The 12,461-nt window shown below is 65.6% G+C and carries 11 protein-coding genes and 1 CRISPR repeat array; of the genes, 8 read left to right on the top strand and 3 right to left on the bottom strand.

Annotation, left to right across the window (positions count from 1 at the left end):
- From OXC99_01095 to OXC99_01075, 5 genes are all read left to right on the top strand, one after another.
- A partial coding sequence (locus tag OXC99_01095) for a hypothetical protein (GenBank protein MCY4623595.1) occupies window positions 1-372 on the top strand: 372 nt, incomplete at its 5' end.
- Window positions 369-854 (top strand): hypothetical protein, encoded by a 486-nt coding sequence (locus tag OXC99_01090; GenBank protein MCY4623594.1) that lies wholly within the window; start codon window positions 369-371, stop codon window positions 852-854. The genes OXC99_01095 and OXC99_01090, both read left to right, overlap by 4 nt.
- A gap of 19 nt (window positions 855-873) precedes the next feature.
- Window positions 874-1,923, top strand: coding sequence for a DUF6094 domain-containing protein (locus OXC99_01085; GenBank protein ID MCY4623593.1), 1,050 nt, complete (start codon window positions 874-876; stop codon window positions 1,921-1,923).
- A gap of 50 nt (window positions 1,924-1,973) precedes the next feature.
- Window positions 1,974-2,189: a hypothetical protein gene (locus OXC99_01080; protein ID MCY4623592.1), complete on the top strand. Its 216-nt coding sequence runs from the start codon at window positions 1,974-1,976 to the stop codon at window positions 2,187-2,189.
- Between the two features lie 261 nt (window positions 2,190-2,450).
- Window positions 2,451-4,193 (top strand): hypothetical protein, encoded by a 1,743-nt coding sequence (locus OXC99_01075; protein ID MCY4623591.1) that lies wholly within the window; start codon window positions 2,451-2,453, stop codon window positions 4,191-4,193.
- Here the strand turns inward: OXC99_01075 and OXC99_01070 are convergent.
- The 3 genes from OXC99_01070 to OXC99_01060 all read right to left on the bottom strand — a co-directional run bounded on the left by OXC99_01070 (window position 4,105) and on the right by OXC99_01060 (window position 7,372).
- Complete coding sequence (locus OXC99_01070; GenBank protein ID MCY4623590.1) at window positions 4,105-5,721, bottom strand: recombinase family protein; 1,617 nt, start codon at window positions 5,719-5,721, stop codon at window positions 4,105-4,107. The two genes, OXC99_01075 and OXC99_01070, sit on opposite strands and share 89 nt — an antisense overlap.
- Window positions 5,722-5,939: 218 nt before the next feature.
- The gene (locus OXC99_01065; protein ID MCY4623589.1) at window positions 5,940-7,145 is read right to left on the bottom strand and encodes a PDDEXK nuclease domain-containing protein; all 1,206 of its coding nucleotides are present in this window, start codon (window positions 7,143-7,145) and stop codon (window positions 5,940-5,942) included.
- Window positions 7,145-7,372: a hypothetical protein gene (locus OXC99_01060; GenBank protein ID MCY4623588.1), complete on the bottom strand. Its 228-nt coding sequence runs from the start codon at window positions 7,370-7,372 to the stop codon at window positions 7,145-7,147. The genes OXC99_01065 and OXC99_01060 overlap by 1 nt, the downstream gene beginning before the upstream one ends.
- Before the next feature lie 624 nt (window positions 7,373-7,996).
- Here OXC99_01060 and OXC99_01055 point away from each other — a divergent pair.
- The 3 genes from OXC99_01055 (at window position 7,997) to OXC99_01045 (ending at window position 10,256) form a co-directional block, all read left to right on the top strand.
- Window positions 7,997-8,506 (top strand): hypothetical protein, encoded by a 510-nt coding sequence (locus OXC99_01055; GenBank protein ID MCY4623587.1) that lies wholly within the window; start codon window positions 7,997-7,999, stop codon window positions 8,504-8,506.
- A gap of 132 nt (window positions 8,507-8,638) precedes the next feature.
- Window positions 8,639-9,472: a hypothetical protein gene (locus OXC99_01050; GenBank protein ID MCY4623586.1), complete on the top strand. Its 834-nt coding sequence runs from the start codon at window positions 8,639-8,641 to the stop codon at window positions 9,470-9,472.
- Between the two features lie 100 nt (window positions 9,473-9,572).
- On the top strand, window positions 9,573-10,256 hold the full coding sequence (locus OXC99_01045) for a hypothetical protein (protein ID MCY4623585.1): 684 nt from the start codon (window positions 9,573-9,575) through the stop codon (window positions 10,254-10,256).
- Window positions 10,257-10,286: 30 nt separating this feature from the next.
- Window positions 10,287-12,452: a CRISPR direct-repeat array (repeat unit 29 nt; unit sequence CGGTTCACCCCCACGTGCGTGGGGACGGC).
- Between the last annotated feature and the right edge of the window lie 9 nt (window positions 12,453-12,461).

Genomic DNA, 12,461 nt, shown 5'->3' with positions numbered 1-12,461 from the left:
GGCACCTGGACGACCAAGATCGCCCGTCTGCCCGCCACCGGCGGTTGGCACGCTCTCGTATTTACGAAGACCGCCGAGTACGGCTACGAGAAGGACTCGTTCCTCCTGCTGGCGCAGTCGCCGGAGGAAGCCCCGGCGCTCCATCACCGCTTCCTCGACAAGCGCAGCCCCCTGCCGCTCCACGACTCCTGGGCCGGATGGCTCTGGGAGCGGGGCATCGAGGAGGGGGAGATCATCCCTCTCCAGAGCGTCGGCGTCTCCGGCTACCGGTGCTCCCCCAACGCCAAGAGGCTGCGGGACGACCTGTCCTACGCCGTTGCGTCGGGCAAGCTCACGCTGCCCCGCGAGGAGGCGGAAGGCGGGACGCCATGATCGGCTACCTCTATGACGACGGCGGCCGGGCGGCTGCGGGTTACCGGGGCAAGACCGGCGACTGCGTCGTCCGCGCCATCACCGTCTGCGCCCGCGAGGACTACCGCGCCGTCTACCTGACGATGGCCGAACACATGAAGCGCAACGGCTATGCCGCCAGCGGCAACGCCTACGCCACACGGGAGCGCAAGCGCAAAGCGCCCCGCCGCAGGGGCCAACTCATCGCCCGCCGCGTCCAGGACCGCGTCCTCGAAGCCTACGGCTTCAGGAAGGTCCGTCTGCCGGCGGGAGAGCGGCCCACGTTCACGGAGGCGCACCACCGGTACGGCGACTGCGTCGTGGGCACCACCAAGCACATGGCGGCCATCGTGGACGGCGCACTACGAGACACCTTCGACGGCCGCACCTACGAGTGGGAATTCGAGACGCGCGAGCGCAAGGCCCAGTCCGTCTGGGTGCGACGCCAGGTGACACAGGACTAAGCAAGAAAGGAGAGACGACATGAGACTGGCTGCACAGGCGAAAGGGGGATACTACCCGACTCCCGAGCGGGTGGTTGACCTGATCGCCGAACTGATTCACACGCCCTCCGGCTACTACCACCGGGAGCGGGAGACCATCCGCATCCTCGACCCCTGCTGCGGGGGCGGGGACGCGCTCCAGAGGCTGGCGGAGAACCTCGACCGGCCCAACTCGATGACCATCGAGACCTACGGCGTGGAGCTGCACCGGGACCGGGCGGAGGAGGCCGAGAAGCGGCTCCACCGCACCCTGGCCTCCGACCTGTTCGCCACGTCCATAGCGAACGGGGCCTTCGGCCTGCTCCTCTTGAACCCACCCTACGATCATGACGCGGAGGACAAGCGGACGGAACACGCCTTCCTGACGCACTGCACGCGCTACCTGGCCGAGAGCGGCCTGCTGGTCTTCATCGTGCCGCGGCAGCGTCTCGCGGTCTCGGCCCGCTACCTGTCCACCCACTACGGGCGGCTGCGGTGCTGGGCCTTCCCCGACCCGGAGCGCGAGGTCTTCGACCAGGTGGTGCTCATGGGCTACCGGAAGACGGACCCCGTTCCCGACGCGGCCGCCGAGAGCATGGTGGTCGAGTGGTCCATCGGGGAGCCGGAGCCGCTGCGCTCCCGGCACGACCCGTACTCCTACGGAGAGTACACCCCGGCAACGTCGCCCAGCGGCGACGTGCTGTTCACCACCCGCACCGTCGATCCCGTCGCCGCTGCGACGGAGGCCCGGCGGTCGGGGCTGTGGACGAACACGGACATCACGGACACCCTCTGGCCCGCCGGGGACGCCCGCACCCGCCCTCTGATGCCCCTCCGCCGGGGCCACATAGCGATGCTGGTGGCGGCGGGTTTCCTCAACAACCTGGTCCTCGAAGGTGACGGCAGGCGCATCCTGGTCAAGGGGCGCACGTCGAAGGAGATGGAGCTGGTGGAGGACAGCCCGGAGAAGGAGGTCCACCGCGAGAAGCTCAAGACCACGGTGGTCGCCCTCGACCTGGCCGACGGCCGGATCGAGGACATCGCCGCCTAGCCCCGACGCCACCCAACACATCACCTCTATAGGGAAAGGAAGGTGAACCAATGCAGACGCAGACCATCATGGTCCTCGAATCCTGCTCGCGGTGCGGGCAGCCCATCGCACCCGGCGAGCCCACCATGCAGACCGCATCGGTGGACATCGACGACTACGGCAGGGCGGTGTCCTCGCCGGTGAAGTCCTACCACCTCAGCGGCGACTGCTACGAAGACCACAGGGCCTCAGAGAAGGCCCGCAGGGAGACATTGCTCGCCGCATAGACGGCCCGCACGGGGCCGCACAACGAGGCCCCGCAGATGCGGAGGCATCGAAAGACAGAGACCAATCGGCATGACAGCCGAAGTACATGGAGAGGGCGCCCTCGTGCGCTCCCAGCACCCCTCGGGGCGCCCTCAATCCTACTCTCCCACAGGGGGGAGTGGGCGAGGTGCGCCTTGCGCTAGGTCGCCTCCTGCGGCCCGGCGGTGGTCGGTGTGCCCGGGAGTTCCGTGGCGTGTCCCTCAAGGAAAGGAGACGCCGACATGAACCTCGGAGAGTTCATCGACAAGTTCAAGGAGGCCATCGCCCGGCGGGTGGTGGAGTCCTACCCGCCGCTCTACCGGCCCTCGGAGAACGGCGGCATTCTGCCCCGCCTGCTCCGCAGGCCCCTCGGGGCGCAGGCCGACGCCATCAGGGGTGCCGCCCTCTCCCTCGAAGCCCACCGGGGCACGACGGTTGTGGGAGAGATGGGCACCGGCAAGACCTTCATCGGTGCCGCCGCCGCGCACATGGCGGGCTTCAAGAAGGTGCTGGTGCTCTGCCCGCCCCACCTGGTGCCCAAGTGGAAGCGGGAGGTGGAGATGACGGTGCCCGGCGCACGGGGCGTCATCGTCACCTCCATCACCGACCTGGAGCGGCTCCGCTTCTCCGTCGGCCCCGGCCCGCTGTTCGCGGTGATGAGCCGGGAGCGGGCCAAGCTGTCCTACCGCTGGATGCCCGCCGTCAACTACCGGTGGGCCACGTCCAGGGGCAGGCTCCTACGGGAGGAGGAGACGGGGGAGCCCTTCCGGGTCCCCTGCTGCCCCACCTGCACGGCGCAGATCGTCGACAAGGACGGCGTGCCGCTCACCGAGAAGGACCTGAACCGCCGCAAGCATACCTGCGACGCCTGCGGCGAACCCCTGTGGCAAGCGGACAAGTCCGGCCCTGCCCGCTACCCGCTGGCCGACTACGTCAAGCACCACATGAAGGGCTTCTTCGACCTGCTGGTCGGCGACGAGGTCCACGAGTACAAGTCTCGCGGCTCGGCCCAGGGCATCGCCGCCGGCACCCTCGCGGAGGCCTGCGGCAAGTCCCTCAGCCTTACGGGAACCATGATGGGCGGGTACAGCTCGACGCTGTTCCACCTCCTCTACCGGTTCTCGCCTGAGATTCGCACCGAGTTCGGGCGCTCCGACGAGCACCGCTGGATTCAGCGGTACGGCTTCGAGGAGGTCTCCATCGGCAAGCCCGACGACGACGCCCTGGAGGACGGGCGCAACAGCCGCAGGCGCAGCTACCGCAAGGTGGTCAGGGAGAAGCCGGGGCTGGTGCCCTCGGCGTTGTTCCACATCATCGGGAACACCATCTTCCTCAAGCTGGCCGACGTTGCATCGGGCCTGCCCGACTACGACGAACAGATCCTCCTGTCCTCGATGGACTCGGAGGAGGACGGCACGGGCTACTCCCAGCGCAGCGCCTACAACACGGTGTTCGAGGAGCTGAAAAAGGAGCTGTCCCAGGCGCTGAAGGCCGGGTCCAAGCGGCTGCTGGCCACCTACCTGCAGACGCTCCTGGCCTACCCGGACGGCTGCACCAGGGGGGAGACGGTCTTCGACCCCAGGTCGGGCGACGTCATCGTCGCGGTGCCGCCCCTCTCCGAGGAGAAGCTGTACCCGAAGGAGAAGGCGCTCGTCGACCTGGTGGCCGCCGAGCGGCTGGCCGGACGCCGCGTGCTGGTCTACGTCACCCACACGGGGACGCGGGACATCACCGGGCGGATGGACGACTTCCTGACCCGGCACGGCTTCCGGGTGGCGGTGATGAAGGCCGACGCCGTGGCCCCCGACAAGCGGGAGGCGTGGGTCGCCGAGAAGGTCAAGCAGGGCATCGACGTGCTGGTCTGCCACCCCCGGCTGGTGCAGACGGGCCTGGACCTCATCGACTTCCCGACCATCGTCTGGGATGAGATCGAGTTTCTTGTCCTGCAATCGACACGACATCCTCGGTCGGGATGGACAGGGTGAGGTCAACGTTGTTGTTCCCGTCGATGGTCGCCCCGTCTAGGATGAGCCGTAGGACCTCCCTGCGCTCCTTGTCGCTCAGGTCGTCCAGCCTGCCGCGAATCCGGTGCGCCCACTCGACGATGTGCTCGCCCAACGCCCGCTTCTCCGCTTCGGCCATCTCCCTGGCCCGGTAGTCGTCCAGCTTCAATCTGAGCGTCTCCAGACGCTCGGTGATGAACTTGCGCTGGCGGTCGAGCTGCTTCTCGGTGATCTTCCCCGACACGTAGAGCCTGATGGCCCGGTCCTCCTCCATCTGGACCTTTTGCAGCTCCCGCTCGGCGAGAGCGATTTCCTCGACCATTTCGCCGTTGTCTGCCCGGGAGTCCATGGCCTCGATGCCGCCGACGATCAGGCCCGGGTTCTCCAGCACCTTCTTAACCTCGCCCCAGACCAGCGCCTCTAGCCGCTCAGCCTTGATGTTGGGGCGCTCCCGACACTGCACACCCTCGTTCTCCATCCCGTAGCACCTGTAGTAGCGTCTGGGGGTGTCCAGATCGTAGATGTAGTGCTTGCCGTTGCGCCTGGAAGTCTGGCGTCTCGTCCCCCTGCAACCCATGAGGTACCCGCACTCGGCGCACCTGACCAGGTGTTGCAAGAGATAGAAGAGCTTGGTGTTGCGGCCCGAGCGGGTCAGCCGCTGCTTCTTGACCTCCTGGGCCAGGTCCCATATCTCCTCGTCCACCACAGCCGGGAAGGGCACCTCCACCCACTCGTCCTCGGGCCGGTCGTATCTCCTCATACCGTGCTCTGTGGCGACGTGGCGGCGCTTGCCGAAGAACCAGGTGCCCTTATAGGCTTCAAGGCCCAGGATGCGGGTGACGGTGCGGTCGTACCATCGACCGACGTCTCTGGGTGTGGGGACGCCCTCGGCGGTCAGTTGCTTGGCGATGGCCGGAGCTCCCATGTCCTCGCGGACATACATGCGGAAGACCTGCCGGACGACCTCGGCCTCTGACTCCACAATCTCCGGCCTGCGGCCCTCTCCAAGCCTGTACCCGAAGGGGACGTTATTGACCGGGATGCGGCCCTGCTTGGCCGAACCGCGCTTGCCCATCGACGCCCTCTCACGGAAGTTGTCCAGCTCGATCTTGCCTATGGCCGCCATGAGGCCAAAGGTCTTCATGTCGATGGCGTCCAGGACGGCCTCCAGCTCTATCTGGTACGCCTCGACGACCTCCATGAGAGCGGCTGCGGGGTACATGCCCCTGCTGAGCCGGTCGGACTTCCAGCAGACGATGGTGTCGAAGCGTCCTCGCTTTGCGTCGGCCAGCATCCTCTGGAACTCCGGGCGATTCTTCGACCATCCCCTGCCAACCTCTTGGTACCGGGCGGTGATGGTCAGCCCCTTCCGCTCACAGTGGGCCTCCATGTCGCTGATCTGCTCGGAGATGGAGGTCTTGTCCTCCGTGTCCTGGCTCTTGTCAGAGACGCGGGCGTAGATGGCCGCCCGTTTCGTTACATTCTTCCTATCGGTAGTTCTCATCGCCATGTCTGCCTCCTTTCGGATTCCTCAAAATGAAGAAGACCCGCCTCCTGTCGGGAGCGGGTCTGCGAGTAGTACAATCTATTCGCATCACCTGTTCCCGCAGGTGGCGCCACGGCCCGGGGTGTTAGCGCACCGCCGGGTCAACTTCTTGCTGCCCTCCATTTTACCTCGTTGGACAGAGGGGAGTCAAAGCGCGTCTCCACTCCCCGAGGCGCTTCTGATCACTCCTCCTGGTCGTTCTCTGAGGGTGCTCCACGCAACTCCATCGCCTGCCTTGTCCGGTCAAGCTCAGTGGCCAGCAGCTTCTCATCGGGCAGGGTGATCCGGTACTCCCCCGCCATCACGTTGTTCGGCAGACCATCGAGGGCGTACCGCGCCAACGACTCGTCCTTCTCGGAGCAGAGGATAAGGCCGACGGGCGGGTTCTCGTCCTCGCGCACCCAGTGCTCCCGCGCGTAGTTCAGGTAGAGGTGCATCTGCCCGGCGTCTGCGTGGCTAAACGCCCCGATCTTCAGGTCGATGACCACGAGACATCGCAGGCCCCGGTGATAGAACAGCAGGTCCACCCGGTACCACCTGTTGCCGATGCGCAGCCTCCTCTGCCTGCCCATGAAGCAGAAGTCGTCTCCCAGCTCCATGAGGAAGGTCTCCAGGTGGCGTATCAGCGCGTCTTCCAGGTCGCCCTCGGAGTACTCGTCCTTGAGATCGAGGAACTCCAGGACGAAAGGGTCCTTAATCTGCTCCTGGGGCACTGCGAGGTCTTGGGGACGCTGCTCCTGTCCGCTGGTCAGCATGGCGGCCTTGTTCTTCGAGAGGGCTGTGCGCTCGTAGAACTGGGAGCCGATCTGCCGGTCTAGCTGACGGACCGACCATCCTCCCTTCAGCGCCTCCGTCTCGTAGAACTCGCGGGCGTGCTTGTCCCTGACGGACAGGAGACGCACGTAGGCTGACCAGGGCAAAGGAAAGGCGATCAGAAGGTCGTCGAAACCCACCTCGACGGAGGTGGCTTCGGAAATGCCAGACGACGCCTGGCGAATCTGCCGTCGAGGAAGCGCAGCCAATTTTGCAGACGGTGTCTGGAGAATTCGGTCGGTCGGATGGTCTAGATAGAACAGGCGCATGTTGTAGATGTTCCGAAGTGAGAAGCCCCGACCGAACTGCACGGTCAGGTCCTCAGCCAGCCTCTCGATGAGCGCCGATCCGTACTCGGCCCGCTCTTCTCCCGACTGCTCGAACTCGACGATGCGCCGCCCAATGAGCCAATAGGCGGCGGTCATGGCGGCGTTCACCGAGCGGGCGGCCGACTCCCTGGCCGCGTCGATGATCTTCGACACGTCTCCGAAGACGGCCTGGTACGGAACGTTCTGGCTGAGGGCCGAACGCTGCCGCTGAAGCTGTTGACGGTTGGGAGTCCGCTCGGACGGCATTAGGATTCCGCCTCCACGTGGTCGCCGTTGCGCTGGCCGTCCGGGGGCAGGTCCTTCTCGGACTCCGTCTGACCGTCACCGGCTGAGGATCCGAGCAGCAACGTGAAGAGGCGACGCAGCCTATCCTCGGCGTCAGGGGCGGGCTTGGAGAAGACCCTGACTACGCCGAACTCGGAGGCGTCCCCTTCGTGCCTCCCTCGTCTCTTCTGCTTCTTCGTGTCTTCCATATCGTCTGGTTGCAGTTGCCTCGGCCTCGTGCCCCCCGAATGAAGCGCCGGCGTGACTTCGGGTCAGGCTCCCCAGAATGTCGTTTGCATCACGAGCAGCTCTTGGCATATCGCTGGCGAATGCGACGGCGAGAATTGGTCCTCACCAAGAGTCTGGGCCGTCTGAACGCGGTAAGAAACTGCCTGGAAGGGGCGACATTTGTGTACCCCCTTTCAGGCAGTTTGTATGGGGCCTCCTTTGTGGTATTTCAGTAACCGGGTCCGAGCTCCTGGAGAGGCGGCGGCTGGTGGACGGCGCGGGGCCTGCATGAGGCGGCGCGCAAGGGCCTCTCAGCCGTCCAGGACGGGACCAATCCATCGCATAAGGATCATTCTCAAGGGACTTTGCTGAAGGAACTGCGGCCCAGTTCGGCCCATCTGTTTCGCGGCGAACCACAGGCAGGGGGCTGTACAGGGAAAAGAGACTTTGGGTAGAAGCGGACTTTCTGGGCCAATTAGCTAGGCAAATGGACGGATTTTGGGGTGTATCGGCCAGGTTCTGTGAACACTTTGAGTTAAGGCCCCAGTCCGGTGGAAAAGAGGTCCCGATTACAAAATGGGGCCACCCCCTACAGGAGGTATGAGATGGCAAGCAAGATGGTGGAGAGCGACGGCAGTCCACAGTCCGAGGTGAGGTCCGGGCAGCCCGACTTCAAGTGGGCCGTGGAGTGGCTAGTGAGGCGGGAGGGGCAACGCCGAACGGCGGAGGTCCTCGGAGTGAACCGGAAGACGGTGGCCCTGGCGCTACGCCGGGAGCGGCTGACGAGCAGGATGAATCACGCAGTCCAGACGCTCCTGGCCAACCTTGATGATCCCGTTGCGCAGGACGTCATGCCGCTGGATCGGATTGAGTCGCAGGTCGGTGGTCTCGTCGAGTCCGTGGACGAAATCTACGGGCTTGTCGACCGACTTGCCTTGCGGGTGGAGGCGTTGGAGGAGGCGCAGCCGAAGGAACCGGAGGCAGAGTCCGACGCCGACGATGCGACCCATGTGAGTGAGGTTGCGGAGGGTGTGGGGCGGCAGAATGAGCCCACTGAGGAGTTGGCAGCAGACCGAGAGCGAACCGGACGGGAGCTTGGCTGGCGGCGACGCTAGTGCGGTAATCGGGCAATCCGGCGTGGCGGGAAAAGCCCCCTACAGGTGTTGTGGGCCATAGCCATCCCGGCGAGGTCTTGCTTCGTCAAAGAGAAGCACGCTTTTGGACAGATTGCAGAGAGGAGTCACCGAATGAAACAGAGAAGACCGGTCATCGAAGGCAGCAGGGAGGTGGCCGACATGCACAACCTGAGGCTCATGGCGCTGCTGCAAGAGCTGGAGCGGGACCACGGACGCAAGAAGGCGGCCGAGCTCTTGGGGGTGGACCGCAGGACGCTGGACACCGGCCTGGACGAGGGGGTGCTGTCGAGGCGCATGCGGGCGGCGTTGGACAGGGCGCTTCAGTATGGCGTGGGGTCCGCAGCAGCCGAGCAACGGGACCGCAACGACGAGATGGAGGACCGCCTGCGAGAGCTGGAGGGCAAGGTGGAGGAACAGGGCAAGGAGTGTCGGGTTGGTCGAAGGGCATGGGAGGACGCAATCCGAGCCGTGCGTGAGGAGGTGGCCCAAGGTCTGCTCAAGCTGGAGAAGACACTGGCGGAGCACGGGACGGCGGGGAACGCCGGGGGCGAGGCGGAGGGGAACGGCGCCGGCACGCAGTCCAGGAAGGGGTCAATGCTCAGGCGGGAGTTCCCCGACCTCGTGACGTTGGAGCCCGCCCCAGACGACGAGGAGGTGTTCGGAGAGGTCTGGCCGCTGATCGTCCAGTGGCGGGACCTGAAGGCCGTCCATCCCGACGAGGGAAAGAGCCTGTCCTGGCTGCGCACCGAGAAGCGGTTCCTGGCCTTGGAGTTGACGCTCCTGGAGGAGCACGGGCTGACGCTTCCCCCGGCGACGTTTCCGCTGCGTGGCTTCGACCGCAACGGGCAGGTCACCCATCGCCGGACAGCGCTCTCCGACACGCGGAGGGTGCTGAAGAAACGTGAGCTTCTGAACAAGCTGACCTTCCGACTCCTGTGGAAATAGCCGGACCGGGCGGCCAGCGCAGTTCCGGCCGCAGGGTTCATGCCATGCAGGGACAATGACATCGTGCTTGCGGACGGTTTAGTCAGAGAGGAGGAATCAGTTGAAGCAGAAAAGGCGAGACATCAAGGTCAGTGGCGCCGTCATGGACCTGCACCACCTGCGGCTCATGGCGCTGCTCCTGGAGCTTGTGCGGCTGCGGGGCATTGGCGGTACGGCGCGGGTGCTGGAGATCGACCCCAGGACGGTGAATTCCAGCGTGCAGTCGGGACAGCTGACACGCCGGGTGCGCGACAGCTTACAAAGAGCGCTTCAGCATGGGATCGGCTCCGCAGCCGACAGGCAGCGGGAGCGCAGCGACAAGCTGGAGGCTCAGCTCAAGGAATTGAAGGAGGAACTCCGGGACGGCCTCAAGGAAATGAACAGACTTGACGGTCGGCTCAGTAAGGCGGAGGGGCGACTGAAGGATATGAGGGAGACCCTCCCGGCCGGTCTCAAGAGATTGAGGATGTCGCTGGATGGGGTGCGTAAGTACTACACCGTACAGCGGCGGCTGATCGAGCAGAGGCTGTCGGTCTTAGAAGCGGGTCGTGAGGGGACGGAGGTAGAAGCATCTGCAGACGATAAGAGTCGAGTGCATCGGTGGGGAAGCATCACGCCAAGCGCGCTGAGCCCAAGGGAGTTCAGGGGTCCTTCACTGGCCGAGTTGCTGGATGCTGAAGAGCGGCTGGGACGGACTGATGCCCGCCAGGCCCAAGATACCCGGCGGACGCGTGCGGACGGCTGATGGCCTGGGCGGGGTCATCGAGAACACGGTCGGTTCATCCCCACGTGCGTGGGGACGGCGAGGGCAAGAACGAGCGCGTCCTGGCGAAATGCGGTTCACCCCCACGTGCGTGGGGACGGCGCCAAGATCGACGCGCGGGTGCTCGACCCCTACGGTTCACCCCCACGTGCGTGGGGACGGCTTCGGCGCGTATCCGCAGAGTGCGTTCTTCGACGGTTCACCCCCACGTGCGTGGGGACGGCGGCGTCGTCGTCCCTCGCCATCGCCGGGTCCACGGTTCACCCCCACGTGCGTGGGGACGGCGCGAGCGCCATGTAACCAGCCGTACCGCTCGCCGGTTCACCCCCACGTGCGTGGGGACGGCTACAGGAGACGAACATGCCGAACGACCAGACACGGTTCACCCCCACGTGCGTGGGGACGGCTGTCCACTGCCCAGGGGCTGCCTTTGTCTGCCGGGTTCACCCCCACGTGCGTGGGGACGGCGTTGGCATACATAGAGATACACCTGATTTATACGGTTCACCCCCACGTGCGTGGGGACCGCGACCCCGTGCGCATGATCGCCGGGACGTGCGACGGTTCACCCCCACGTGCGTGGGGACGGCTCCTTTAGCCCCGCGTCTACCACGGCCCGATACGGTTCACCCCCACGTGCGTGGGGACGGCTGGGGGGTGTACGTCGTCGCGTCGCGGGAATACGGTTCACCCCCACGTGCGTGGGGACGGCGTCTCTGCCGCTTTCACAGCAGCGGCAGACTTCGGTTCACCCCCACGTGCGTGGGGACGGCTATGTGTGTGGCAAACCACGATAGTCAATGACCGGTTCACCCCCACGTGCGTGGGGACGGCTTGAGCAGATGGCGTTTCTCTACCGAGGGATGCGGTTCACCCCCACGTGCGTGGGGACGGCTTGAACCCGTAAGCCATGTTATCCCAATCGTTCGGTTCACCCCCACGTGCGTGGGGACGGCGCGTCTCCCGGGTCCGGCGGCATCCACCATACCGGTTCACCCCCACGTGCGTGGGGACGGCGGGTCGGCCTCTCGGCTTGAAGATGGCCTTAGCGGTTCACCCCCACGTGCGTGGGGACGGCACGGCGGGCGTTTCCGACAAGTCCTCGACTGTCGGTTCACCCCCACGTGCGTGGGGACGGCGTCACCTTAGCGAAGCCGAGCGAGACCAGCTACGGTTCACCCCCACGTGCGTGGGGACGGCGATATCGGGATGAACGGGGGCGCAGTGGACGTCGGTTCACCCCCACGTGCGTGGGGACGGCTCGATTATCGCTACCTCGCCCGACCGGCTGAACGGTTCACCCCCACGTGCGTGGGGACGGCGAAATGGAAAGCTCGGCATGGACGTTACGGAGCGGTTCACCCCCACGTGCGTGGGGACGGCTCTTGATAGTAGAGAGCAAACGGCCCGCCTTCCGGTTCACCCCCACGTGCGTGGGGACGGCGCTCGCTTGCTGCGTTCTTCCGCAGCAGGTCCTCGGTTCACCCCCACGTGCGTGGGGACGGCTGCGGATTGTTGAAGAGAGCGGGGGCACGGGTCGGTTCACCCCCACGTGCGTGGGGACGGCTCCTTGACCCATATCTCCTCAACGCCCTCTGCCGGTTCACCCCCACGTGCGTGGGGACGGCTCCTGGTACTTTGCCGACGCGAAGAAGCCGACCGGTTCACCCCCACGTGCGTGGGGACGGCCGGGTGGTATATCCTCATGCCCCTGCCCCCTTCGGTTCACCCCCACGTGCGTGGGGACGGCTCCAGCTCTTCGAGCCATCGCTCCAGGCTGATCGGTTCACCCCCACGTGCGTGGGGACGGCGGCCGTCGTGTAGCGAGTAACTACTGGCTGTCCGGTTCACCCCCACGTGCGTGGGGACGGCCTGCACCAACCTCGCCATCGCCATCCTGTCATCGGTTCACCCCCACGTGCGTGGGGACGGCGAGTGTTGCGGCATGCGTGACAGGCAGCGAACGCGGTTCACCCCCACGTGCGTGGGGACGGCGTGTGAAGTGTTTGTTTCGCCTGGTCATACTTCGGTTCACCCCCACGTGCGTGGGGACGGCTTTCCTGTGTTCGATGGGTGCAACCCCACCATCGGTTCACCCCCACGTGCGTGGGGACGGCGCCGTGTTCTTCGCTGCCGTGCTCTGGCTCCTCGGTTCACCCCCACGTGCGTGGGGACGGCCACTGCAGT

It is taken from the genome of Chloroflexota bacterium, assembly GCA_026713825.1.
In the GTDB taxonomy this organism is placed as follows: Bacteria; Chloroflexota; Dehalococcoidia; order Lucifugimonadales; family UBA1127; genus UBA1127.
The sequence above is the reverse complement of the archived record's forward strand: the minus strand, read 5'-3'. Positions and strand labels throughout refer to the sequence as shown.

Coding starts and splice junctions, on each gene's coding strand:
- OXC99_01065 (MCY4623589.1), bottom strand. CDS start 7,145: ATGCCGTCCGAGCGGACTCCCAACCGTCAACAGCTTCAGCGGCAGCGT.
- OXC99_01050 (MCY4623586.1), top strand. CDS start 8,639: ATGAAACAGAGAAGACCGGTCATCGAAGGCAGCAGGGAGGTGGCCGAC.
- OXC99_01055 (MCY4623587.1), top strand. CDS start 7,997: ATGGCAAGCAAGATGGTGGAGAGCGACGGCAGTCCACAGTCCGAGGTG.
- OXC99_01085 (MCY4623593.1), top strand. CDS start 874: ATGAGACTGGCTGCACAGGCGAAAGGGGGATACTACCCGACTCCCGAG.
- OXC99_01075 (MCY4623591.1), top strand. CDS start 2,451: ATGAACCTCGGAGAGTTCATCGACAAGTTCAAGGAGGCCATCGCCCGG.
- OXC99_01080 (MCY4623592.1), top strand. CDS start 1,974: ATGCAGACGCAGACCATCATGGTCCTCGAATCCTGCTCGCGGTGCGGG.
- OXC99_01060 (MCY4623588.1), bottom strand. CDS start 7,372: ATGGAAGACACGAAGAAGCAGAAGAGACGAGGGAGGCACGAAGGGGAC.
- OXC99_01090 (MCY4623594.1), top strand. CDS start 369: ATGATCGGCTACCTCTATGACGACGGCGGCCGGGCGGCTGCGGGTTAC.
- OXC99_01070 (MCY4623590.1), bottom strand. CDS start 5,721: ATGGCGATGAGAACTACCGATAGGAAGAATGTAACGAAACGGGCGGCC.